21 protein-coding genes are annotated in these 23,732 nt (G+C 40.5%); 16 read left to right on the forward strand and 5 right to left on the reverse strand.

Features of this window, described 5'->3' with window-relative positions:
- Window positions 1-101: 101 nt before the first annotated feature.
- Together ACE1AT_RS05085 and ACE1AT_RS05090 are read left to right on the forward strand one after the other, a co-directional pair.
- A complete protein-coding gene (locus ACE1AT_RS05085; RefSeq protein ID WP_374866212.1) occupies window positions 102-5,594 on the forward strand; it encodes an AAA family ATPase in 5,493 nt (1,830 codons plus the stop codon).
- 221 nt (window positions 5,595-5,815) lie between these two features.
- The gene (locus ACE1AT_RS05090; RefSeq protein WP_374866213.1) at window positions 5,816-6,304 is read left to right on the forward strand and encodes a GNAT family N-acetyltransferase; all 489 of its coding nucleotides are present in this window, start codon (window positions 5,816-5,818) and stop codon (window positions 6,302-6,304) included.
- 94 nt (window positions 6,305-6,398) lie between these two features.
- Here ACE1AT_RS05090 and ACE1AT_RS05095 read toward each other — a convergent pair whose 3' ends face one another.
- Entirely contained in the window at window positions 6,399-7,196 is a 798-nt protein-coding gene (locus ACE1AT_RS05095; RefSeq protein ID WP_374866214.1) for a D-alanyl-D-alanine carboxypeptidase family protein, read from the reverse strand.
- A 156-nt stretch (window positions 7,197-7,352) separates the two neighbouring features.
- Complete coding sequence (locus ACE1AT_RS05100) at window positions 7,353-7,865, reverse strand: phosphoribosyltransferase (RefSeq protein WP_374866215.1); 513 nt, start codon at window positions 7,863-7,865, stop codon at window positions 7,353-7,355.
- A 90-nt stretch (window positions 7,866-7,955) separates the two neighbouring features.
- On the opposite strand from ACE1AT_RS05100, the gene ACE1AT_RS05105 reads away from it, so the two are divergent.
- The 3 genes from ACE1AT_RS05105 to ACE1AT_RS05115 all read left to right on the forward strand — a co-directional run bounded on the left by ACE1AT_RS05105 (window position 7,956) and on the right by ACE1AT_RS05115 (window position 11,048).
- On the forward strand, window positions 7,956-9,416 hold the full coding sequence (locus ACE1AT_RS05105; protein WP_374866216.1) for an MFS transporter: 1,461 nt from the start codon (window positions 7,956-7,958) through the stop codon (window positions 9,414-9,416).
- A 162-nt stretch (window positions 9,417-9,578) separates the two neighbouring features.
- Complete coding sequence (locus ACE1AT_RS05110; RefSeq protein ID WP_374866217.1) at window positions 9,579-10,259, forward strand: HEAT repeat domain-containing protein; 681 nt, start codon at window positions 9,579-9,581, stop codon at window positions 10,257-10,259.
- Window positions 10,260-10,484: 225 nt separating this feature from the next.
- Window positions 10,485-11,048 (forward strand): phycobiliprotein lyase, encoded by a 564-nt coding sequence (locus tag ACE1AT_RS05115; protein ID WP_374866218.1) that lies wholly within the window; start codon window positions 10,485-10,487, stop codon window positions 11,046-11,048.
- Between the two features lie 123 nt (window positions 11,049-11,171).
- Here the strand turns inward: ACE1AT_RS05115 and tnpA are convergent, their stop codons facing one another.
- Complete coding sequence (tnpA, locus tag ACE1AT_RS05120) at window positions 11,172-11,507, reverse strand: IS200/IS605 family transposase (protein ID WP_374866275.1); 336 nt, start codon at window positions 11,505-11,507, stop codon at window positions 11,172-11,174.
- 45 nt (window positions 11,508-11,552) lie between these two features.
- Between tnpA and ACE1AT_RS05125 the strand changes: the two genes are divergently transcribed.
- Window positions 11,553-12,056 (forward strand): zinc ribbon domain-containing protein, encoded by a 504-nt coding sequence (locus ACE1AT_RS05125; protein WP_374866219.1) that lies wholly within the window; start codon window positions 11,553-11,555, stop codon window positions 12,054-12,056.
- 1 nt (window position 12,057) lies between these two features.
- Here the strand turns inward: ACE1AT_RS05125 and ACE1AT_RS05130 are convergent, their stop codons facing one another.
- Window positions 12,058-13,545 (reverse strand): site-2 protease family protein, encoded by a 1,488-nt coding sequence (locus ACE1AT_RS05130; RefSeq protein WP_374866220.1) that lies wholly within the window; start codon window positions 13,543-13,545, stop codon window positions 12,058-12,060.
- 154 nt (window positions 13,546-13,699) lie between these two features.
- On the opposite strand from ACE1AT_RS05130, the gene ACE1AT_RS05135 reads away from it, so the two are divergent.
- A complete protein-coding gene (locus tag ACE1AT_RS05135; protein ID WP_374866221.1) occupies window positions 13,700-14,359 on the forward strand; it encodes an MBL fold metallo-hydrolase in 660 nt (219 codons plus the stop codon).
- Window positions 14,360-14,528: 169 nt separating this feature from the next.
- Here the strand turns inward: ACE1AT_RS05135 and ctpA are convergent, their stop codons facing one another.
- The gene (ctpA, locus tag ACE1AT_RS05140) at window positions 14,529-15,776 is read right to left on the reverse strand and encodes a carboxyl-terminal processing protease CtpA (protein ID WP_374866222.1); all 1,248 of its coding nucleotides are present in this window, start codon (window positions 15,774-15,776) and stop codon (window positions 14,529-14,531) included.
- A gap of 772 nt (window positions 15,777-16,548) precedes the next feature.
- Between ctpA and petB the strand changes: the two genes are divergently transcribed.
- The 9 genes from petB (at window position 16,549) to ACE1AT_RS05185 (ending at window position 23,614) form a co-directional block, all read left to right on the forward strand.
- A complete protein-coding gene (gene petB / locus ACE1AT_RS05145; protein WP_374866223.1) occupies window positions 16,549-17,196 on the forward strand; it encodes a cytochrome b6 in 648 nt (215 codons plus the stop codon).
- A gap of 270 nt (window positions 17,197-17,466) precedes the next feature.
- Entirely contained in the window at window positions 17,467-17,949 is a 483-nt protein-coding gene (gene petD, locus ACE1AT_RS05150; protein WP_374866224.1) for a cytochrome b6-f complex subunit IV, read from the forward strand.
- 649 nt (window positions 17,950-18,598) lie between these two features.
- Complete coding sequence (locus ACE1AT_RS05155; RefSeq protein WP_374866225.1) at window positions 18,599-19,042, forward strand: ATP-binding protein; 444 nt, start codon at window positions 18,599-18,601, stop codon at window positions 19,040-19,042.
- A gap of 162 nt (window positions 19,043-19,204) precedes the next feature.
- Window positions 19,205-19,780, forward strand: a complete 576-nt coding sequence (locus ACE1AT_RS05160; RefSeq protein WP_374866226.1) for a hypothetical protein — start codon at window positions 19,205-19,207, stop codon at window positions 19,778-19,780.
- Complete coding sequence (locus ACE1AT_RS05165) at window positions 19,780-19,917, forward strand: hypothetical protein (protein WP_374866227.1); 138 nt, start codon at window positions 19,780-19,782, stop codon at window positions 19,915-19,917. The genes ACE1AT_RS05160 and ACE1AT_RS05165 overlap by 1 nt, the downstream gene beginning before the upstream one ends.
- Window positions 19,918-19,956: 39 nt before the next feature.
- Window positions 19,957-21,186 carry a gephyrin-like molybdotransferase Glp gene (gene glp, locus ACE1AT_RS05170; RefSeq protein ID WP_374866228.1) on the forward strand — a complete coding sequence of 410 codons (1,230 nt, stop codon included), beginning with the start codon at window positions 19,957-19,959 and terminating at the stop codon, window positions 21,184-21,186.
- A 255-nt stretch (window positions 21,187-21,441) separates the two neighbouring features.
- A complete protein-coding gene (locus tag ACE1AT_RS05175) occupies window positions 21,442-22,128 on the forward strand; it encodes a Uma2 family endonuclease (RefSeq protein ID WP_374866229.1) in 687 nt (228 codons plus the stop codon).
- Between the two features lie 70 nt (window positions 22,129-22,198).
- Complete coding sequence (locus ACE1AT_RS05180) at window positions 22,199-23,128, forward strand: hypothetical protein (RefSeq protein WP_374866230.1); 930 nt, start codon at window positions 22,199-22,201, stop codon at window positions 23,126-23,128.
- A 9-nt stretch (window positions 23,129-23,137) separates the two neighbouring features.
- Complete coding sequence (locus tag ACE1AT_RS05185) at window positions 23,138-23,614, forward strand: hypothetical protein (RefSeq protein ID WP_374866231.1); 477 nt, start codon at window positions 23,138-23,140, stop codon at window positions 23,612-23,614.
- The last annotated feature ends 118 nt before the right edge of the window (window positions 23,615-23,732 follow it).

The raw sequence follows: 23,732 nt of genomic DNA on the forward strand, positions 1-23,732 counted from the left end.
CTCCTGCTAGACCAACTTTTTTAGTAAAATACATAATTTCCAGCATTAGTTGATACAAAAACTACACTGACGGGAAAACTATCTTATAGAACAAAGCATCAGTGGTTGAAATCAACATGGTAGAAACTACAGTTAAGATTCGAGGTTATCGTATTTTAGAACAAATCTACACAGGTACTAGAACCCTTGTTTATCGAGGTTGGAGAAACCAAGATCAAAAACCTGTTGTGATTAAACTGATGCGGAATGAATATCCTAGCTTCAGTGAACTTGTGCAATTTCGTAATCAGTACGCGATCGCCAAAAATCTTGATATTCCTGGTATTATTCAACCACTAAGTTTGGAAACCTACGGTAATCGTTATGCTTTGGTAATGGAAGACTTTGGGGGTATCTCTCTTCTGGAATGGATGAAGCAAAACATCGTTTCAATAGAAGAATTTCTCCACATTGCGATTGAAATTAGCCTGATTCTAGAAAAACTACATCGCGATCGCATTATTCATAAAGATATTAAACCAGCCAATATCCTCATTCATCCTACAACCAAACAAATAAAGATTATCGATTTTAGCATTGCTTCTTTACTTCCTAGAGAAACCCAAGAAATTCAAAATCTCAAAGTTATAGAAGGAACTCTAGCCTATTTATCTCCAGAACAAACTGGACGCATGAACCGAGGAATTGACTACCGCAGTGATTTTTACTCTCTAGGCGTCACCTTCTTTGAACTTCTCACTGGACAATTACCTTTTGAATCCAATGATCCATTAGAGTTAGTGCATTGTCATATTGCTAAACAACCACCAGTTTTAAGGGATAGCGGACAGGGGATAGGGGATAGAGAAGAAATTCCGCAAGTTTTGTCAGATATTGTGATCAAACTAATGGCAAAAAATGCCGAAAATCGCTATCAAAGTGCTTTTGGTTTGAGGCATGACTTAGAATTGTGTCTGCAACAATGGGAAAAGACCAAACAAATTATTCCCTTTGAATTAGGAAATCGTGATATTTGCGATCGCTTTCTGATTCCTGAAAAACTCTATGGTCGTGAAGCTGAAGTTGCAATGTTATTGCAAGCTTTTGACCGAGTTGCTAACCCTCCCGAACTCTGCAAGGGAGGAGAAATTATTTTAGTAGCAGGATTCTCTGGTATTGGCAAAACTGTGGTTGTTAACGAAGTCAACAAACCAATTGTGCGACAACGTGGTTACTTTATCAAAGGAAAATATGATCAATTTCAACGTAACATTCCTTTTTCTGCCTTTGTACAAGCATTCCGTGATTTAATTAGGCAATTGTTGAGTGAAAGTGATAAAAATTTACAACAGTGGAAAACCAAAATTCTTGCAAATATAGGTGATAACGCACAGGTAATTATTGACGTAATTCCCGAACTAGCAAAAGTTATCGGTTCTCAACCACCTGTTCCTGAACTTTTTGGAACTGCTTCTCAAAATCGCTTCAATTTAGTATTTCAAAAATTTATTCAAGTCTTCGCCGATAAAGAACATCCTCTTGTAATCTTCTTGGATGATTTACAATGGGCTGATTTGGCTTCTCTGAAATTAATCAAATTGCTCATCAGTGAAAGTGAAACAAGACATTTATTACTGATAGGAGCCTATCGAGATAATGAAGTCACAAACGCTCATCCATTGATGCTAACTCTAGCAGAAATCAGCAAAAAAGGTTTATCTATCAATACAATTAATCTATCTCCCCTCAGACAATCAGACGTTAATTATCTAATTGCTGATACTCTTAATTGTTCTCTCGAATTAGCATTACCTTTAACTGAACTGGTTTACCAAAATACTCAAGGAAATCCTTTTTTTACCAACCAATTGCTTAAGTCTTTATATGAAGATGCTTTAATTAATTTTAATTACAATTGCGGATATTGGCAATGCGATATTTCACAAATTCGCTTACTAACTCTCAAAGATGATGTTGTGGATTTCATGGCATTACAACTGCAAAAACTGCCTGGGTCTACTCAAAAAGTATTACAATTTGCAGCCTGTATTGGGAACCAATTTGATTTAAACACACTGGCAATTGTCTGTGAACAATCTCTTGAAAAAACAGCAACTGATTTGTGGAAAGCACTACAATCAGGTTTGATTGTACCTCAAAGTGAGATTTATAAGTTTTTCCAGGATGATATTAATGATTCATTAGTAATAGATAACAGGGAAAATTTTGAGCAATTACCAATTTATAAATTTTTACATGATCGTGTACAGCAGGCAGCATATTCTCTGATTGCAGCAGATCATAAAAAATCTACCCATCTTCAGATTGGACAACTGTTGTTACAGAATACTCCTCAAACAGAATGGCGAAAAAAGATTTTTGCAATTGTTAATCAATTGAATATCGGAGCCGAGTTAATTACTCAGCAATATCAGCGAGATGAACTGGTAAGTTTAAATTTAATTGCTGGTCAAAAAGCTAAAAATACTACGGCTTTTATTGCTGCTATTGATTATCTAAAACGAGGGATAAACTTACTCAGAAAAGATTGTTGGCAGAGTCAGTATGAATTAACATTATGTCTGTATACAGAGGCAACTGAAGCAGCTTACTTTAGCAGTAATTTTGAGCAAATGGAAATGTTTGCAGAAATTGCTCTACAACAAGCTCAAACACTTTTAGATAAAATCAAAATTTATGAAATTAAAGTTACCGCTTATATAATCCAATCTCAACAAAAACAAGCGATTCAACTTGCACTATTTATTTTACATAATTTAGATATTAGCATTCCAGAAAAACCTGATAATAATCAAATTCAACAAGCTATTGCAGAGGTAAATGCTGATTTAGCAGACAGAGAAATTGCTGATTTAGTGAATTTACCTGCTATGAATCATCCAGAGAAAATAGCAGCAATGCGTCTTTTGATGGCAGTACTCCCCGCAGCTTTTCAGACTGTTCCTGAGTTAATGCCGATAATTACGTTAAAAATGGTAAATTTATCAGCAAATCATGGTAACTGTGCAGTTTCTGCCTATGGTTATTGTCTTTATGGACTGCTTTTATGTGGAGTTTTCGGAAATATTGATTCTGGATATCAATTTGGTAATCTATCATTAAAAATATTAGCGAAATTTGATGCAAAGGAACTCAAAGCCAAGATTTTTACAGTTGTAAATGCCCATATTAAGTTTTGGAAAGAACATCTCACAAATACCTTATCTCCAGCCTTAGAAGGCTATACTATGGGTTTGGAAATGGGGGATTCAGAATATGCTGGCTATTGTGCCTATATTTATCCCGTGCATTCATTCTGGAGTGGTAAGGAACTCGATCAAACAGAAAAAGCAGTGGAGACATATTGTGCAGCACTTACCCAAATTAAGCAACAAGTAGCCCTAACTTGGAATCAAATTTATTGGCAGACTGTTTTAAATTTGCAAGGAAAAGCGGAAAATGTATGCTGTTTAATTGGTGTGGCTCTTGATGAACAAGAAATCTTACCACGCCATCAGCAAATGAATGATTTTTATACAATGGGTCATTTATTTCTTAATAAGCTGATGCTCTGCTATCTGTTTGAGGAGTATCCTCAAGCTGTAGAAAATGCTACAATGGCGGAAAAATGCTTAGGTGGACTTACTGGGTTAATAGTTGTTTCTTTGATTAATTTTTATGATTCTTTGGCGAGGTTAGCTGTATATTCTGATGTATCGGAAGTTGAGCAAGCAGATATCCTCCAGAAAGTCCAAGGGAATCAGGAAAAAATGCAACAATGGGCAGAACATGCGCCCATGAACTTTTTGCATAAGTACTATCTAGTAGAAGCAGAATGCGATCGCATTCTCGGTAAATATCTTGAGGCGATGGAATTATATGATCAAGCGATCGCCCTAGCAAAAGAAAACGAATACGTCAACGAAGAAGCCCTAGCTCAAGAACTCGCCGCTAAATTCTATTTAGAATGGGGCAAAAACAAAATAGCCTCTGTCTATATGACAGACGCTTACTACGCCTATGCTCGTTGGGGAGCTAAAGCTAAAGTCGCTCACTTAGAATCTAACTATCCCCAATTACTGACTTTTATCCTCCAAACAGAAAGAAAACCTAGCAAGTTAGGTGAAACCATTTCCCTCATCTCTACAAAAACAATCCATTCTACTAGTCAAGAAACATCAACAATACTTGACTTAGCAGGAGTGATGAAAGCTGCTCAAGCGATATCAGTAGAAATTCAATTAGAGCAATTGCTTTCTACTTTAATGCGAGTGGTTCTGGAGAATGCTGGGGCTACTAAATGCGCTTTGATTTTATCCAAAGCTGAAAAATGGGTAATTGAAGCTACTGGTAGCATAGAAGAAGCGGGAGCTAAAGTACTTCAATCGACTCCTTTAGAAGGTAGTCAAATATTACCAATTAGCTTTATTTACTATGTAGTTCGCACCCATCAAACCTTGGTAATTGATGACTCAATCACAAGTGCAAGTACAAGTATTGAGCAATTTTTATATTTACAAAACGATCCTTATATCCAACGCCAACAGCCAAAGAGCCTCATGTGTCATCCAATTCTCAATCGAGGCAAATTAATCGGTATCCTCTATTTGGAAAATAGCTTAACAGCAGGGGCATTTACTAGTTCTCGTATTGAATTGCTGAGTCTGTTGTGTTCCCAAGCGGCGATTTCTTTAGAAAATGCTCGCTTATATCAACAAGCTCAAGATTATGCTCAACAACTAGAAGAGTCTCTCAATCATCTCCAGCAAGCACAACTACAACTGGTGCAAAATGAAAAAATGTCCGCACTGGGTAATATGGTTTCAGGAGTCGCCCACGAAATTAATAATCCTGTTGGTTTCATTGCTGGTAACTTGGAACCAGCTCAAAATTATGCACAGGATTTGTTTCACCTCATCAATCTGTATCAGCGAAAATATCCCGATCCCGATGAAGAAATCCAAGCAGAAATTGAAGCTATAGATTTGGAATATGTACGTGAAGATTTACCTAAATTAATCTTGTCAATGCAAGAAGGTGTAGAGCGCATTCGTAGTATTAGTGATAGCTTGCGATCCTTTTCCAGAGCAGATACTGAAAATAAAATCACCTTTAATATTCATGAGGGTATTAACAGTACTATTTTGATTCTCAAACATCGTCTCAAAGCGAATGAAACTCGTCCCGCCATTGAAGTTGTAAAAAATTATGGCGATATACCTCCAATTCCGTGTTTTGCTGGTCAATTGAATCAAGTATTCATGAATCTACTAGCAAATGCCATAGATGCTTTAGAGGAGTCAAATTCTGGTCGTAGCTTTCAGGAAATTCAAGCCAATCCCAATTGCATTACAGTTACTACTGAGATGAGCCAAGAGCAAAATTCTGTTTTCATCCGCATTCAAGATAATGGCGTGGGGATGTCAGAACAAGTCAAGCAAAAAATCTTTGATCACCTATTTACTACCAAAGCTGTAGGTAAGGGAACTGGATTAGGATTATCTATCGCTCGTCAAATTATTGAGGAAAAACATCAAGGTACTCTGGAGGTAAATTCCACCCCAGGAATGGGAGCAGAGTTTTTCATTAGTATTCCAGTTCAGAGCGATTGTTGAGATCCTCGACTTCTATCCTCCGGGAAGCCACCCTATGAGTGTCTATAAAAATCGCGGATCTATAACCCTCAGAAGTAATCCCACGGGAATAATTCAGTGTATGATTTTTTAAATATTTTTCTTTTTCCTTCTTTTGACTTTGTACAGACGCCATGAATGGCGTCTCTACTTTTAACTTTTGCCTTGTTCTGTCAATCCAAAATCCAAAATCCAAACATCGAATGACTATCCGCCATGCGACAGAAGCTGACTTGCCAAAGGTAGTGGCAATTTACAACGCCGCAGTTCCCGGCCGCATGGCAACTGCTGACTTAGAACCAGTGTCAGTCGAAAGTCGTCGTACTTGGTTTAGTGCGCGATCGCCCTCAAAAAGTCCCCTTTGGGTAATCGAAGTCGAGGGTGTTGTGGCTGGATGGATCAGTCTACAATCTTTTTACGGGCGACCAGCCTATCACGCGACTGCTGAGGTTAGTATTTACATTGATCCTAAGTATCATCGCCACGGTTTAGGAAAACAACTACTAACTCAAGCAATTAACCAAAGTCCTAGCTTAGGCATCAAAAATTTAGTCTGCTTTATTTTTGCCCATAACTATCCCAGTTTAAAACTGTTTGAAAAATTCGGCTTTCAAAATTGGGGATACTTACCCAAAGTTGCTGAATTGGATGGTGTAGAAAGGGATTTAGTCATTATGGGACGACATATTTAAATATTTGTCATTTGTCATTTGTCATTTGTTTTTCTCGCTTCCCTTGTCTCCTTTGTCTCCCTTGTCTCCCTTGTCCTCCATGTTTTGCCTTCTCTCATTGCGGTGTTTGAGTCGGCTTGATATTTTTGGCTTTGTAGAAAGTTTCTAGGCTGTCGCGATCGCCTACAAAACGCCAATGCCAAGGTTCATAACTTACACCTTGAGGATTATTTTTGGGAAAGGACATCTCAAAGCCAAAACGAGCAGCATTTGCTTGTAGCCATTGAAAAGCTTTGGTGTTTTCAAAATTCTCATTCAAGTTAGTGGCTGGGACTGCTCCATCCCCAATATCCACAGCGTAACCTGTATGATGCTCGCTATGACCAGGAGGAGCGCTTAAAGCCGCTCTCTGAGCTGGGGTTTGATTGCGTTGAGAACTTACTCCAAAAAATAATTGTTCTTGCTCTTTAACTGAACGAAAACCAGAAATCGGTGTCAAAATTACACCAGCACTTCTAGCTGCGGCGATCATTTCCTGATATTTTTGGGCGGCTACTTTTCGCATTCTTTGCCGTCCATCTGCGGAAATTGCTACTAGTTCTGATTCTGGTGCTTCTGTGTATACTAAATGTCCAAGAACTTGGTCGGTATTATTATTTTGTGTAGTTGCAGGAGTTGAATTAGTAGGCGAAGGCTGAGAAACTGCATCTTTTTTCGGCGCAGTCGAGGCGAACAAAAAACCACTAATTATTGCCAGCACCGTAAAACCAATTAATCCGCCAATTCCCAAAACCAAGAGGGGCAGACGCCTCCTGGGTACTGTATCAGGAGTATCGCGTAAAGCTGCTGGAATATCTTCACCAGACAGAGGTGATGAGTTTCGCGGTTTTCCAGAAAACTCAGCGTTCTTCAAGGGTTAACTCCTGCTTTTGTCGAGTATTCATAACAGATTTTGACACTCCTTTGGCGAAAGCGCAAAGAATTCTAGCGGTTCCATTACCGAGGGTCTATACGGTTATGGATTTGACAATCGAGCAGCACGAGGTGCGATCGCATCAGTTGAAAAGTCCTAGCCACTAACCACTTCCAACAATTCCGCCGGCTTCATAAACTCATAATGTTCAAACGGTTGATGAATCCAAGGATTGTCACACAAATAATCAACGTAGTAATCAGGTTTGATTACTGAACAAGCTTTATACCAAATTACCGCAGAGCGGATTTCTTCTATCGGAGCATCAGAATACATCTTTAACCAAGGTGTAGTCTCTTTGAGAGTCACTCCAGAATCTACCAAATCATCTACTAAAAGAATACGCGAACCTAACTTTTCTGTAGTCATTGTCAAATGGCGAGCAAAGTTTAAACATCCCCTTTCTTGCTTGCCTGGGCCACTGTAAGATGATGTTGCTAAAATTGCCAATGGCTGCTTATATATACGGGAGAGAATGTCTCCTACCCGTAGTCCTCCTCTAGCAAGACAAATAATCTGATTGAACTCCCAACCGGATTGATAGATTTGAGCAGCCAGTTGTTCAATTTTGCGGTGATAATCTGACCAAGAAATGTAAAGGTCTGACATAAGTAGGGGAAGTTAATTATAGCTATAAATAAATGGCAAACCAAAAAATGGCAAACCAAAGTTTTTATCTTAATATGAGCGTAGTGTAATATGAGCGATTCTGTCCCTGATGGTAATTTCCAGCAAAGCGCTGAGAATGAAAAACTAGACCTTAGTACTAAGCTGGCTTTTGGTGCTGGAGATTTGGGTACAGCAATTACCGCCATGATTGGGATTTCTTATTTGTCACCCTTCCTGACAGATGTAGCTGGCTTGAATCCCCAGCTAGCAGGACAGACTCAACTAGTCGGTAAAGTCTGGGATGCAGTCAACGATCCGATGGTGGGGGTGTTGAGCGATCGCACTCAAAGCAGTCAGGGGAGACGCTATCCTTGGATGATTTGGGGAGCAATTCCCTTTGGAGTTTTCTTTTTTTTGCAGTGGATTGTACCTCACTTTAGTAATAACGAAAATGCAAATCAGTGGGGTTTATTTTGGTATTACACTGCGATTTCAATTTTGTTTAATGCCTTCTATACAATTGTTAATTTACCATATACAGCTCTGACCGCAGAACTAACCCAAGACTACGATGAACGTACCAGCCTCAACAGCTTTCGTTTTACTTTTTCAATTGGTGGAAGCATTCTAGCTTTAATTATTGGGTTAGTCATTTCTCTAATAATTCCTAATAATCGCAGCTTACAATTTTTATTAATAGGATTAATTTGTGCGATTATTTCTGTTTTTCCCATATATTGGTGTGTCTGGGGAACAAAAAAACGCGCTCAAGCTGTGGCAAATTTACACCCCCAGATAGAACAAACAGTTTCCATTCCCTTTCTGCAACAACTCAAAATAGCTTTTACTAATCGCCCTTTTTTGTTTGTAATCGGGATATATCTTTGTTCTTGGTTAGCTGTACAACTAACAGCTGGGATTATTCCTTATTTTGTGATTAGTTGGATGCGTCTTCCCCAATGGCACATTAGCTTAGTACTGCTGGCAGTGCAAGGAACTGCGATGAGTATGATGTTTGTCTGGAGCGCGATTAGTCAGCGTGTCGGCAAACAAGCTGTATACTACATGGGTATGAGTTTATGGATTATCGCTCAGGCTGGACTGTTTTTCGTCAAGCCTGAGCAAATCGTGTTGATGTATTGTTTAGCAGTTTTAGCCGGTTTTGGGGTATCCACAGCTTATTTAGTTCCCTGGTCAATGCTACCAGACGTGATCGAACTTGATGAATTACAAACTGGACAACGTCGGGAAGGTATCTTTTATAGTTTCATAGTTTTTTTGCAAAAAATTTGTTTAGGGTTAGCTGTGAACTTGGTTTTGCAAAGATTAGGTGCGGCCGGATATGTTAAACCCACACCAGAGATACCTGTACCAATCCAACCAGATGCAGTATTAGAAGTAATTCGTGTTTCAATTGGCCCATTACCAGCAGTAGCTTTGATTTGTGGCTTAATTTTGGCGTACTTTTATCCCATTACCCGCGAGATGCACGCTGAAATCTTACTCCAGCTTGAGGAAAGGAGGAAGAGACAGGGGATAGGGGATCGGTGATCGGGACAAGGAAGACAAGGGAAGAACAAACACTAATCCCGATCCCTGATCCCCTATCCCCTATCCCTTATCCCCAACAATCAACCTAAAGATGGTGAATGTATCTGAAAAAAACGTAATAATACTTAATATGTATTAAGTAGCAAAAGCCAATTAAACCAAATGGCAGTTCCAAGCTTAGAGGAAATTTCCACTCAGTTAGACAGTCCGAATCTGCGCGATCGCATGGTAGCCCTTGCTTCGTTGAAAGATGTACCAGCAGAGGATGCTGTACCTTTAATTAAAAAAGTGTTGGATGATGAGTCTCTGCAATTGCGATCGATGGCAATATTTGCCTTGGGGATTAAACCAACTTCAGAGTGCTACTCTCTTTTGGTAAAAATTCTGGAAACTGATCCAGACTATAGCATTCGTGCAGGTGCTGCTGGTGCGCTGGGATACTTGGGTGATGGTAGGGCCTTTGAGCCTCTGTCAAGGGCATTTTACGAAGATACTGACTGGCTAGTCCGTTTTAGTGCAGCTGTTTCACTAGGTAATCTCAAAGACTCCCGCGCCCGTGAACTCCTTTACCAAGCCCTAGACGGAGAAGAAATCGTACTACAACAAGCAGCGATCGCCGCACTAGGAGAAATTAAAGATATCGACGCAGTAGATCGCGTTTTACGTTTTGCTCAATCTGATGACTGGTTGGTGCGACAACGTTTAGCCGAAACTCTCGGTCAACTTCCCACTGTTAAAAGTGTCTCCGCACTAAAATATTTAGAAAAAGACAGTAACAAAAACGTCGCTGAATCTGCAAGAATCTCTCTCAAACGATTAGAGGAAGCAGGCTATCAAGCTTGAGGACACAAATAGGTAGACAAAAACACAAAGACGTAAATATGTCAATAAAAGGGAGAGATTTCATTTACATTCTCCCTTGTCTCCCTTGTCTCCCTTGTCTCCCTTGTCTCCCTTGTCTCCCTTGTCTCCCTTGTCTCCCTTGTCCTCCTTGTCCCCTATCTCCCCCTTCCTGCTACCTTGTAATAAGTGGGATCATCAAGATTTTGACGCAAGGTAATTTGATTCATGAATATTAAAGAATTTTTTGAGTTAAGTGCTGGTAAATGGTTTTCCCATCGTACTAGTCACCACTTAGCTTTTAAGCAATCAGAGTCTGGCAAATCAGATATTATTATTGAAATGGTGGCAGTAGATCACCCAGAGGTGATCAAACTGTGCGAACAAAATGAAATTGACCCCAAACGTGCTTCCTGTGGTGCGAGAGTCACTTGGAAAGGTACGATGCAATGGGATGAAGAAGATCACAAAGGTTCCACGGTATTAGTACCAGTGCCGAATCCAGATAATCCCAATGAAGGCAAGTTATTGCGGGAAATGGGTTATGCTGAAAAAATGCCTGTTGCTGGCAGTTACAAGATCGGTGATGATGAGGCGTTGACCTTAATTACAGAATACGAAACAATGTGGTCTGAAGAGCGCCTCTGGTTTGCTAGCCCCAATTTACGGATGCGAGTCGGCGTCCTAAAGCGCTTCGGTGGTTTTAGCATGGCTTCGTTCACTTCTGAAATTCGCATGGGTGGTACTGTACCAGCGAAAGCGTCTGAAGCGGCCAATTCAGCATCAAGTTAGTCAAAACAATATTGAACCGCAAAGACGCATTAACGGATTCGGCGGAATTCCCCATCCGCCTATGCGGTGGGGATGGATAGCGGGGAAAAAGTTAGGGGTACTCTGCGAGAAGCCGCTCCGCGTCTACGACGCCCCTAACTTTTCCAATCTCCCACCCGATTGATTTTGAATGTAATCCTTGACTATTTGCAAAGGCGCACCTCCATAAGAAACGACACATTTGGAATCGTGCCATAATTTAGCCTTACCCCAATAATATTTATCAATTTCTGACTTATATTTTTCCCTCAAAATCCTGCTACTAGCCGATTTGAGAGATGCTATCAGGTCAGAAATATTGTTATCAGGGTGCAGATCCACCAGCAAATGAACATGATCTGGTTCCCCGTTACAATCTTCAAGTTTTGAGTTATTTGCTGATAGCACTCTCTCAAAAACTTCTTTCATATCTTGAATCATTGATTCTGTTAGCACTTTGCGTCTGTATTTGGTCACAAAAACAATATGCAAGTGAATAGAAAGGGGATGACGCGCAAAGCTAAAAAAGGTAGTAAACGTAAAAAACAAAAAGCCGGGTTGAATAAATCCATCCTTTCAGTTGGTTTTGGAACGCTCAATAAAATGATTGCTTACAAAATTGAACAGAAGGGTGGCTTGATGTTGACGCTACCTACCAAACAAATCAAACCATCACAACGCTGTCCTAATTGTGGGAAAATCCATAAATACTGGGCAGAATTGTCAAACCGATATCATATTTGCGATGCGTGTGGGTTTGAGATCCCACGTGATAGAGGTTCTGTGATGGTCATGTACAACGTTGCAACAAATACGCAACCGGGGTTAGGAACTAGCCTCGTAGACTGTGGATGTCTAAGCTCTACTGATTCGACCAAAAAGCGTAAGCATATTGGCTCGATGAACCAACTTGGACAGATGAAGCGTCAAAAACTCACGCCTTTGCCAGACGGGGAATTAGAAACCCCGTCCGTCTATACGGCGGGGTAGTTCATATATGTAACCAACTGGCGATCGCCTGCGGCAATGGTAGGATAATCATCACTAATAAAGCCATTGCGAACAATCCCCAAACATCACGTTGGTTATCCAGGTCAGTGACGTCGTTTAAAGCAGGTTCATCCATTAAAGGTATGAACAACAAAATCAATGCCCACAAGAAAAATCCTGGCTGGACTAAAGACAACAACAACAATAACAGACGAGCAATTTGACCAATTACAATAGCATTTCTTTGTCCAAACATGGCATGGACAATATGTCCTCCATCCAATTGTCCCACTGGCATTAAATTTAACGCAGTCACTATTAATCCCAAACAAGCAGCGACAGCTACTGGATGTAAATCAATCGCAGATTGTGGTGTTAATTGACTACCCAAAGCCAGTTTTGACAGCAATGCTAATAAAATAGAATATTTAGGATTAAGCGCATCCGGATTTAATAGTCCTGTTTTGTCATCTGGCAAACTGACAATCGTAGAGTGAGCTAATCCCCAAATTAATAAGGGTAATGTCACTACAAAACCTGCCAAAGGCCCAGCAATGCTCACATCAAATAAAGCTTTACGGTTAGGTACAGGACTACGCATCTTAATAAATGCACCAAAAGTTCCCAAGAAAAATGGCATGGGAATAAAGTAAGGTGGAGTTGAGCGAATTCTGTAGCGTCTCGTCGCCATTAAATAGTGACCAAGTTCGTGGATACCCAAAATCAACATTAAAGCTAGGGCGTAGGGTAATCCTTGCAAAAATAGGCTTGGATTAGATTGAAATTGGCGGATTGTTAATTCAACACCAGCTATTCCAACTCCAACTTTGGTAGTTGTTACCAAGGTCGCTAATAATAACAAAAATGCCCAAGCAAATTGTTTGAGTTGTTCTTCTTTTCTGGGCGCATTACCTTGGTTAGCTTGAGTATTAGGAATTAACACAAAGAAGGGTTTACCATTGACGCCTTCTTGAAAGAACACCAAAAATCGACCCGCAAATTTTGTTTCTATATTTTCTTTAATCTTTTGATAAGCTTCGTTTGGTTTGCTTCTTAACTGACCTCGGCAAATTACAGCTTGGGGTCTATATTCTATATTTTGAATGTAATATACAGACCAAGGAAAACAATCTCGCAGTTTTTGTTCTTCGTCGGGCTGAATCGGACGCACAGAATTTGGTTCTGTAGGGGGTGTAGAAGATTCGGCTTGTGATGCTTGATCTTCAGTTGGTTTGTCTTTTTGCGGTTGGCGTCCCGACTGAAATAGCACCCAGTATAAAATAGGACAAATTACTAATGGCCAGATCATAAGCGATCGCGGTAGTGGTTGTTTGTCTCCATGCATTACCGTCCATCCCGTCCACAACATTGCTGGAGTCATTAATACTAACCACAATAACCAGACAGGAGTCCGGGTCAGGCGAGCCACACTACGCTGCACCATTAGATAAGTAATTAGTCCCAGTAGAATTAGAAACCAAACTGTCATGTGATTTTAGTTTATTTTGAAACGTCAGTCCTAACTTGTGGTCAACCGCACCACTATTATTGCCACAAGATAGACACTATCCCCCTTTTTGCCTCCGAGAAGTTTTATACTTAAACCGGGTTTGTCAAAACTCCTCAAGGAAATTGTTTTTCTCATGTGTCCCTTGTCTCAAGAATCAAATCATTTAGCCAAGCCACCACAAGAAGTTCTCGATACTATTTTTGCATTTCCACCAAATCGGGACACACTAGGGGGAACCGCTTATTTTATTGTCAGAAAAGAAGGTAACATCCTTATTGACTGTCCAGCTTTTGATCAAACTTACCAGGATTTCATGCGATCGCATGGTGGTGTACGTTGGTTATTTCTCACCCACAGAGGGGCTATTGGTAAGACAGTAGAATACCAGCAAATCTTCAATTGTGAAGTTTTAATTCAAGAGCAAGAAGCATATCTCTTACCTGAATTATCTGTAACTACTTTTAGTCAAGAATTTGTCCTTGATTCCATCACAAAAGTGATTTGGACGTGTGGATATTCTCCCGGCTCGTCTTGCCTTTATTATAGTGAGTCTGGAGGCGTGCTGTTTTCTGGACGTCACTTAGTTCCTAACCTGCAAGGCGAACCAGTTCCACAAAAAACAGCTAAGACTTTCCACTGGCATAGACAAATAAAAAACATAAAAATGCTTCTAGAATACTTTACTCCAGAAACATTAAAATATATTTGTCCTGGAGCGAATACGGGTTTTCTCAGAGGCAAGCGTGTAATAGATAATGCATATCAACGCCTAGCGAGTGGGGATAGGGGATAGGGGACAAAACAAGTCAAAAGTCATAGACGCGCAAGCGGCTTCCCGTTCGACAAAGTCGTTCCCGCAGGGTAGGGTAAGTCAAAAGTTAAAATTAAGAATTGTTAACAAGTCTCTTCCCAATGCCCAATGCCCAATGCCCAATGCCCAATGCCCAATGCCCAATGCCCAATTAAGCCGCCCTACCTGCGATCACTGAATTTTCTGTTAGCACTTTCATAGCTGCTTGATATTGCTGATCGGCTTCTGTAGCAATTTGTTCGCGGGTGATTGGTGCAGAGGAAATTATTTTGTCTGGTTTTATACCTAATTTATTAATATCTTTATGGTTTGGGGTTTCGTACTTGGCAATTGTTACTGCTAAACCAGAACCATCTGACAATTCAAACAAGGATTGGATTAAGCCTTTACCAAAGGTTGTTTCCCCTACAAGTGTGGCACGACCATTATCTTGCAATGCACCAGCGAGAATTTCACTAGCACTAGCTGTTCCTTCATTGACCAGAACAACTAACGGATCGTTTGTGAGTGCTGGGCCAAATGATTCAAAGCTACCTTGAATTCCTTGGCGATTAGCTGTGTAAACTATGACACCAGAGTTTAACCACAGACGTGCAACTTCAATTCCTGCTTGTAGTAAGCCACCCGGATTATTTCGCAAATCTAGAATATATGCGGATGCACCTTTTTTTTCTAAACTGTTAATGGCGTGTGCCAACTCCATAGCAGCATTAGCGTTAAATTGAGTGAGGCGAATATATCCAAAGGGCTGTCCTGAAGGAGTATTATGTAACTCTGCCACCACAGGGTTAAGGGAAATGCGATCGCGCATCACTCGAAACTCTTTTTGTCCTTCTCTATCCCGTTCGATAAGCAAGGTGACGAAACTGCCAATTGGACCACGCATTTTAGCAGCGGCTTCATCAAGGGTAAGGTTTTGTGTCACCATCCCTTCTATTTTGATGATGCGATCGCGTGGTCGGATTCCGGCTTTTTCTGCTGGTGAGCCTGCAATGGGAGTCACTACTTCCAAACCACCTGTCTGTTGATTCAAAGCGATTTGCAAGCCCACCCCAGTCAGTTCTCCAGACGTATTTACCTGTAAACTGCGGTATTGCTCTGGATCTAAAAAACGGGTAAAGGGGTCATCAAGGCTTTTGAGCATTTTTTGAATTGCTGTGTAGGCTGATTTTTGATCTGACACAGATGTGGAAAGAATTTTCTGCCTCACAGCTGCCCAATTTTGATGATTAAACGTGTCGTCTAAATAAGTACGGTTAACAATTCGCCATACTTCTGACACCAGCCTTTGTTCCTGAGTCAAAGCCATTGCTGGTTGACAAAAGTTGCAAAATCCTAGCCAAAACGCTACGAACAGTGACAACCCAACCCGAAAAACCCGTTTATGCATTAACCCCATGTTTAATCCCATTTTCTAGCCAAAATTGTCTAGTTTGATGCATTTACCTAAATTTAGACTTCTGTAAGAAGTCAGTCAATCACGGGAAAATCCCACAACCAAACATAAAAATAGAACTCCTCATACACCCCTACACCCCCACACCCATTTTCAGGTTAAGTAAGAGGGAAAAGAGCCTTCAGCGGAAAGGGAGAAAGAGAAAGAATCTTTACCCTTTAACCTTTACTTTTTGCTCTTTACCACCAATTACAAAAATTACTTTTGTAATTGGTATATGAAATCTATCTCTCGACTATGTTACTTTTTTTATAGAAGTGGTGGATTTGGAAATCAAGAGGTTTAATCTCCTGATTCGGTGCAAAAGCCCCTCCACAAACGATAAAATCTACTTTGTGTCCAATATTTTTTGATTGGGTGCAAAGAGAACGCAATATATTCTATCTTTGCAGAGTGTTAAGTTTTTTTTAAATTATTAACACTCATGAGGCTCATCAACAAACGAGCTTATCCTCTCTTTGCGGGGACTAAAGATAGGGGATCGGGAATCGGGAATCGGGAATCGGGAATCGGGCATTGGGCATGAATCAGTTAACAGTTAACAGTTAACAGTTACCAGTTTAATTTGATCACTGATAACTGAGAAGTTGTCTCCCTTGTCCCTCTTCACTTGTCCCCCACCTATCCCCAATCCCCAATCCTCGCTCCCAATCACCAATCCCCGGTAAGTCGGAGATTTATCAACCGCGATCGATTTCTAGGAACTTGAGATTGTATGGCCAACGTTTATGACTGGTTCGAGGAACGCTTGGAGATTCAAGCGATCGCAGAAGACGTCACCAGCAAGTACGTCCCTCCCCATGTCAACATCTTCTACTGCCTGGGTGGAATTACCCTCACTTGCTTTTTAATCCAGTTTGCCACTGGATTTGCTATGACCTTCTATTACAAGCCAACTGTCACGGAAGCTTATGCTTCTGTGCAGCACATCATGAATGATGTGAGCTTTGGTTGGCTAATTCGCTCCGTCCACAAATGGTCTGCCAGTATGATGGTGCTGATGATGATTCTGCACGTATTCCGGATTTATCTCACCGGTGGCTTTAAAAAGCCCCGTGAGTTGACCTGGATTAGTGGAGTCATCCTAGCAGTCATAACCGTTTCTTTCGGTGTAACTGGTTATTCTCTGCCTTGGGATCAAATGGGTTACTGGGCGGTGAAAATCGTTAGCGGTGTACCAGAAGCAATTCCTGTAGTTGGTACCTTGATTTCTGAACTACTGCGTGGCGGTTCCAGCGTTGGACAAGGAACACTAACTCGTTACTACAGCGCCCACACCTTTGTATTGCCTTGGCTAATTGCCGTCTTCATGTTGTTCCACTTCTTGATGATTCGCAAGCAAGGAATTTCCGGCCCATTGTAATTGAGATGGGGGTGAAGCATTCTTTGTGGCAGTTAGCTCACCAGTCACAGAGCTTAAAAGCATAAATGCTTCTCCCAAAGAGTCATCAGGCACTGACTTTCAGTTTTCAGATTCAGCTGTTTGTTTTAAACTGAATAAAAAATCACAAACTTATTGACAAATAGAAGACAAAAAAACAAACAGTTACATCTTAAGCTGAAAGCTAGTGCCTGAAGCTCGAGGCTTAAACAAACGCTTTAACTCGATGTCAGCAGGAGAGAACATTTAAAAATGGCAACAGTAAAGAAACCAGACCTAAGCGATCCAGCCTTAAGAGCCAAACTGGCTAAAGGGATGGGTCATAACTACTATGGCGAACCCGCTTGGCCCAATGACCTACTCTACGTCTTTCCAGTTGTAATTATGGGAAGTTTCGCTTGCATTGTGGCTCTAGCAGTACTAGACCCGGCTTTGGTCGGAGAACCAGCAAATCCCTTTGCAACACCACTAGAAATTTTGCCAGAGTGGTACTTGTATCCTGTATTCCAAATTTTGCGCTCAGTTCCCAACAAACTCTTAGGAGTATTACTGATGAGCGCTGTACCCATGGGTTTGATTCTTGTTCCCTTTATTGAGAACGTCAACAAGTTTCAAAATCCCTTCCGCCGTCCTGTAGCAACAGCAGTTTTTCTTTTCGGTACTCTTGTTACCCTCTACTTAGGAATTGGTGCTACCTTCCCATTGGATAAATCTTTGACTTTGGGATTGTTCTAAATACCACGTCACCATAAACCTATTTGACGCCTGTAGATTTCTCAACAAGTGCAAGCGAAGTGTACTTTCTTTGAGAACTCTACAGGCGTTAATTTTAATAATTTAGTTGGCGTTTGAAATCTTAAGTTTTTCTGATTTCAATTTTGGATTAAAATATTATTCCAAAATCTATAATCAACGAAATCTATAATCAAAAAATGACATAGATTAAGTAAGTTGGCGCAAATCCACAAAACTATGTAAAGAAAAGTAAAACTTGAAAATTAGCTCCTGGTAATTTATGAAGCGCTGTAGACGCGTTCGCCGTAAGGCGTTGCGTTAGCTAGCGGCTTCAAGGCAGAGTAGCGCTTACTACAAATACAGAATTTGTGACGCCGACTTACTTGTATAAATAACTGAATCTAAATGAATATAAGTCTGGAGGCAATTGATAGGCGAGGGTTTCAAGTTATATCCTGTCACTAGGTCTAAATAATATCATGGTAAAACCTGCCCTTATAGTATTTAGTAGTTGGTGAGTACTCCAAACAAGACATAACAACCAATTTTGTTGGTGATTGGTGGTTATTTCCAACAACAAACAACAAAACATGTTTATGCTGATCTACTTACAAACATTTTTCACCCATACACCTACATGTCAAGGTCAATGTTTAGCATAGTGCAGCAAGACCATCTGACTGTGAAAAGCGAACTCAAGCTTCTAAACCGAGTACAACAGTGGTTTGAGCAATTCTGCCTGCAACATTTATCTAAACTTGATTGGTCAGAAGGTCAACTTTATCGCCTGAACCTGGCGTTAGCAGAAGGTTTTACTAATGCTGTTCGCCATGCTCATCATACTCTTCCCCCAGAAACAGCGATTGATATAGACGTTTCTCTATGGATGGATCGACTAGAGATTAGAATTTGGGATTATGGTAAACCTTTTAATCCGGATGCGATCGCCGAACCAGAACCAGGTACTCTACAAGTAGGTGGGTATGGATGGTTTCTGCTGCGACGCCTAGTTGATCATGTCGTCTACGAACGTGGTGCAGATGGGAGAAATTGTTTGCTGATCGTCAAGTATGGTTTACAAACACAGCATTGACCAAATTCTCCTCCTTGTCCACGCCACGTGCTACAACGCTATTAACCCGCAAGGACGCAGTGGTTCCCCTTGTCCCCCTTCCCTTGTCCCTTTTTCCCAACCCCCAAGACCCAATTAATACCAAAGCTGCGCTAGTCTAGAGGGTGGATCAAAAAAAACACTATGACACCTTCAGAAATAGCAGCTACGCTGACAGAATTATTTGGTGAAGCAGATGTCAAAGCGATCGCATCCGGTTCTTGGCAAGTAGAAACTTCTACCTTTCGTCTACTGGTAATGCTTTCAGAAGATAAAAGCTGGTTGCGAGTTATGATACCAATCGTACCAGCACAACAAGCTCAACCTTTTTTTGAACAGTTTTTAGAAGCGAATTTTGATGATACTCAACAAATACGCTACGCCTTACAGCAAGGTGTAGTCTGGGGCGTATTTCAACATAGCTGCAACAGTTTAGTTGTAGAAGATTTTCGAGATGCGATCGCTAGACTCGTTGCTTTACACGCAGTCGGTTTAGATGATGTCTTTAATCGACTAGTAGAAAGTCGCATCCGCCAGGTGATTATAGCAGCAAAACTACAAGGCCAATCCCTCCAATCCACAATGCAAAATCTGGAACGCTTCTACGCTGAAGGATTAATGGGGGATGAAAACCAAACTCCACAAGCAAGAGAAGAAACTTTAGCTGCTTGGCGACGCCAGTTAGAACGACTTTGGCCAGAAATAGATGTGAATAGCTGATGCTAGACGAGTACAAGCAAAAAACTGCTGATTTATATAGTCGTAGAAGCCACAATTCAGAACTAGAAGCATTAGTTACAGAACAAGGAATCTGGAATGATATAACTATATTTTTTACGTTGGGTCGTAAGCCCTAGAAACTTTCAGCAAACCCTATTTAGTTGGAACTATCCTTAATGCTGTCAGTCACCGAAGCAGAAGCAATTATCTTTAATTTGGTACAACCTCTGAACAATCAGTACGATACAGAAATTGTCGATTTGTTCGCAGCGGATAGTCGTATTCTTGCTTCTGTGGTTACGAGTCAGTTGGACTTTCCCCATTGGGATAATTCTGCGATGGATGGTTACGCAGTACGTTACGCTGATGTCCAGCAAGCTACTCAACAACAGCCAGCGATTTTAGAAATTATTGAAGAAATACCTGCCGGATATCAGCCCCAATCTACCATCCAAAAAGGGCAAGCAGCGCGGATTTTCACAGGTGCGGTAATGCCAGCAGGTGCTGATACAGTGATCATGCAGGAATATACACAGCGAGAGGAAAATCGTGTACTCATCCTGACACCACCCACAAAACCACAAGAATTTGTCAGACAGCGTGCAGCTTACTATCAATCTGGGACACAATTGTTACCACCAGGAATTATGTTACATGGGTCAGAAATTGCTGTATTAGCAACTGCCCAGTGTACGCAAGTCAGTGTTTACCGGCGTCCACGAGTAGCAATTTTCTCTACAGGTAATGAACTTGTAGCTCCAGATCAACCCCTGCAACCAGGGCAAATCGTCGATTCTAACCAGTATGCTTTAGCAGCTTTAGTTCGGCAGAGTGGGGGAGAACCACTAATTTTAGGTATAGTCCCAGATGAACCAGGTGTTTTAGAAAAAGCGATCGCCTATGCAGTATCCAACGCCGATATAGTAATTTCTTCTGGTGGTGTTTCTGTGGGAGACTATGACTATGTTGAGCAAATTGTCAAGTTTTTAGAGGGAAAAATTCATATTCAAGCAGTGGCGATGAAACCCGGTAAACCCCTCACCGTTGCAACATTTAGAAATCAAGTGATTTACTTCGGTTTACCAGGAAATCCAGCTTCAACATTGGTAACATTTTGGCGATTTGTCCAACCAACGATCAAAAAACTTTCTGGATTAGTAGAAGGTTGGCAACCAAAGTTTATCAAAGCCTCCACCCGTCAGGAATTACGATCTGATGGGAAGCGGGAAACTTATATTTGGGGCAAATTAGATTTACAAAACGGAATTTACAAGTTTCATCTGGCTGGTGGAAATCAAAGTTCTGGCAATTTAATTAATCTCGCCCAGACCAACGCTTTAGCTGTGCTATCAGTGGGACAAACATTAGTTTCACCAGGAGAAAAAGTGCAAGTTTTACTTAATTAAAACAACTTTTTCTTACAGTTAAAACTACCAGCTTTTTATACTGGTGGTTTTTCGCTAATTTTAATTTACCTAAGTAAGTCGGCGGGAAAAATTCAATGTATATGAAGAAATATAAATTAACTGTAGGGTGCAAACCCCACTCTCAATTACGATTCTCACAAAGCAGATAGGATGAGATTAGGATTATAGTGCGATCGCTCTCAACACCCATTTGACTAACCTAAAATAGACTTAGCAACCTAGACGAAGGCTGTCATGCTACAGTACAATCCCTTAGACTGTCTGCCATCCTCAGCAGAACTTCCCGATTCTGATGACACCCCAGTGGATAACGAACTACAAAATCTGATTCCGAATTTGTTAGCAGGAATTCTGGCTTTAGCATGGAGTCAGCGTAGTGATTGGTTTTTTGGTATTGATATGGGTATTTACTATGCACCCAGTAAATCACCATTAGTACCAGATGGGTTTCTCAGCTTGGGAGTAGAACGGTTTGTTGACGAAGATGGGCGTTTAAGTTATGTGCTGTGGGAAGAAGATGGTATTGTCCCCATTTTTGCGTTAGAAGTTGTTTCCAAAACTTACGGTGGTGAGTACGAACAGAAAAAGCTTGATTATGCCAGCTTAGGAATTTTATATTACGCGATTTACGTACCGACTCGCCGCTATCGACGCAAGCGAGAACCTCTAGAGGTGTATCGTTTAGTTGAGGGAAATTACGTATTACAACCAGGTGCGCGTGTCTGGATGTCAGAAATTGGTTTAGCAATTGGGCGAGAACAGGGAACCTATCAAGGACGTACACGAGAGTGGTTATACTGGTATGACCAAGAAGGTCGAAAGTTACCAACACCAGAGGAATTAGCACAACAACAACAACAGCGTGCGGAACAACTAGCCCAAAAGTTGCGGGAATTAGGAATTGATCCAGACAAAATTTAGCTAATCTCCTAAAATGTGTTTCCTAGTAGTACGCTAGTACTTGCTGAGACTCCGTTCTGAAAGTGGTAGTATGCAAGTATCAGTGATTTTGCAGGTGCATCGGAGAAAAAGAGTGGACTTTACTAGTCGCGAGTACTCGTATAAAGGCTTAAGATTTCGAGCTTACTGTGATAAAAATGGAAAAAATGGAAGACTAGTTTTAGAGGATATTGTTAGTATCCTACTAGAATTATCAAATGATAGTAGAAATCCTCAAGAAGTTACCCGTGAAAAATTGCGGCAGATCAAAATTGAAACCACTGAATATGATGGGTTTCATTTAGTTAGTACAGACTCCATGCTCGATTTCTACTTGGAGTGTGATGATATTTCTAACGCTAATGACTCTACAGAATTTGGAGAGTTAGCTGAGTTGTTAGCTGGTCGAATGACAGAGATATTAGAAAAAGACCTGGTGATCTTAGGTAAAACCGCGTTTCTCATCCCTGAATGGAGAAAAGCAGCTATCCAGATTACCAACGAGTACTGGAATGAAGTTGTAAACGAATCTGGCAAAATAAAACTAAGAACTTGGTTAGAGCGCACGTATAAGTTAGAGATCCATTGGATTCTTAATTGGGTAGTGATGAAATTTAGAACTGTAATAAGCCTTACTTTCAGAGCAACCAGTGGGACAAGACCAGAAAAAGACGAATCCAAGAATATTTTTGAACCTCATGAGTTTGCGATCATTGAACCCTTGGTCACAGATTATCTGTCTAATACTAATGGAGAGTGGCGGGATAATATCAAGAAAAAAGTTGATAGTGAAAAATCAGAATCTTTCAACAAAATTAAGCAAGATATAGGAAGACGAAAAGCCCAAGGAGACGCTACTGATAAAATTATTCACGAGTTGTTTAATGTTACCCAAGACTCTCATATAGTCGAAAAGTATAGGAGAAATTATCTCTATGAGTCGCTAGATATTTTTATTAGCTGTGTTCCTAAAAGCAAGTAAGCTCAACCCATGATTACAATAGACGAGATTGTTAGCTTACTCCAAAGTCGTAACTTTACAGTAGATCCTAAAGAGTTACAACTTTTCAAGACTCCCAGAGTGAAGCTACCAAATGATTATTACCTGAAATTTTATTCTGACCCTGATTCTGGTGAATACGAAGCTTGCATTACTCACAAATCAATTTGTCAAACAACATGGCGCAATATTAATGTAGATTCGTTAACCCTTGCTCTAGACTATGTTGAAAACGTTTTAGGTATTGCACCAAAAACCTCAATTGAGCAGACACCAATATCTGTTATCGAACCAGTGCAACAATCTGTTGTCGAACATGGTTCGAGTAGAGATCCTATACCTTTAATAGCAATGGCTTTTGCTATCGCTTGCGTGACCGTAATAGCGTCTATTGGGATTGTATCTGTCAAGTTGAAATCATGCAATTCTAATATTACACAACCAGTGCAATTACCTGTCAAAAAATAGATAATTTCATTGAAAACTAAGAAAATACTAGGTGAAATATTTGATAGTAGAATGTTATATTAATTAGTCCTCTTTACTCCGCAAGTGCGATCGCCAAGCTTGTCGTAGCACATAACGT

The organism is Pelatocladus sp. BLCC-F211 (genome assembly GCF_041928655.1).
GTDB lineage: Bacteria > Cyanobacteriota > Cyanobacteriia > Cyanobacteriales > Nostocaceae > Pelatocladus.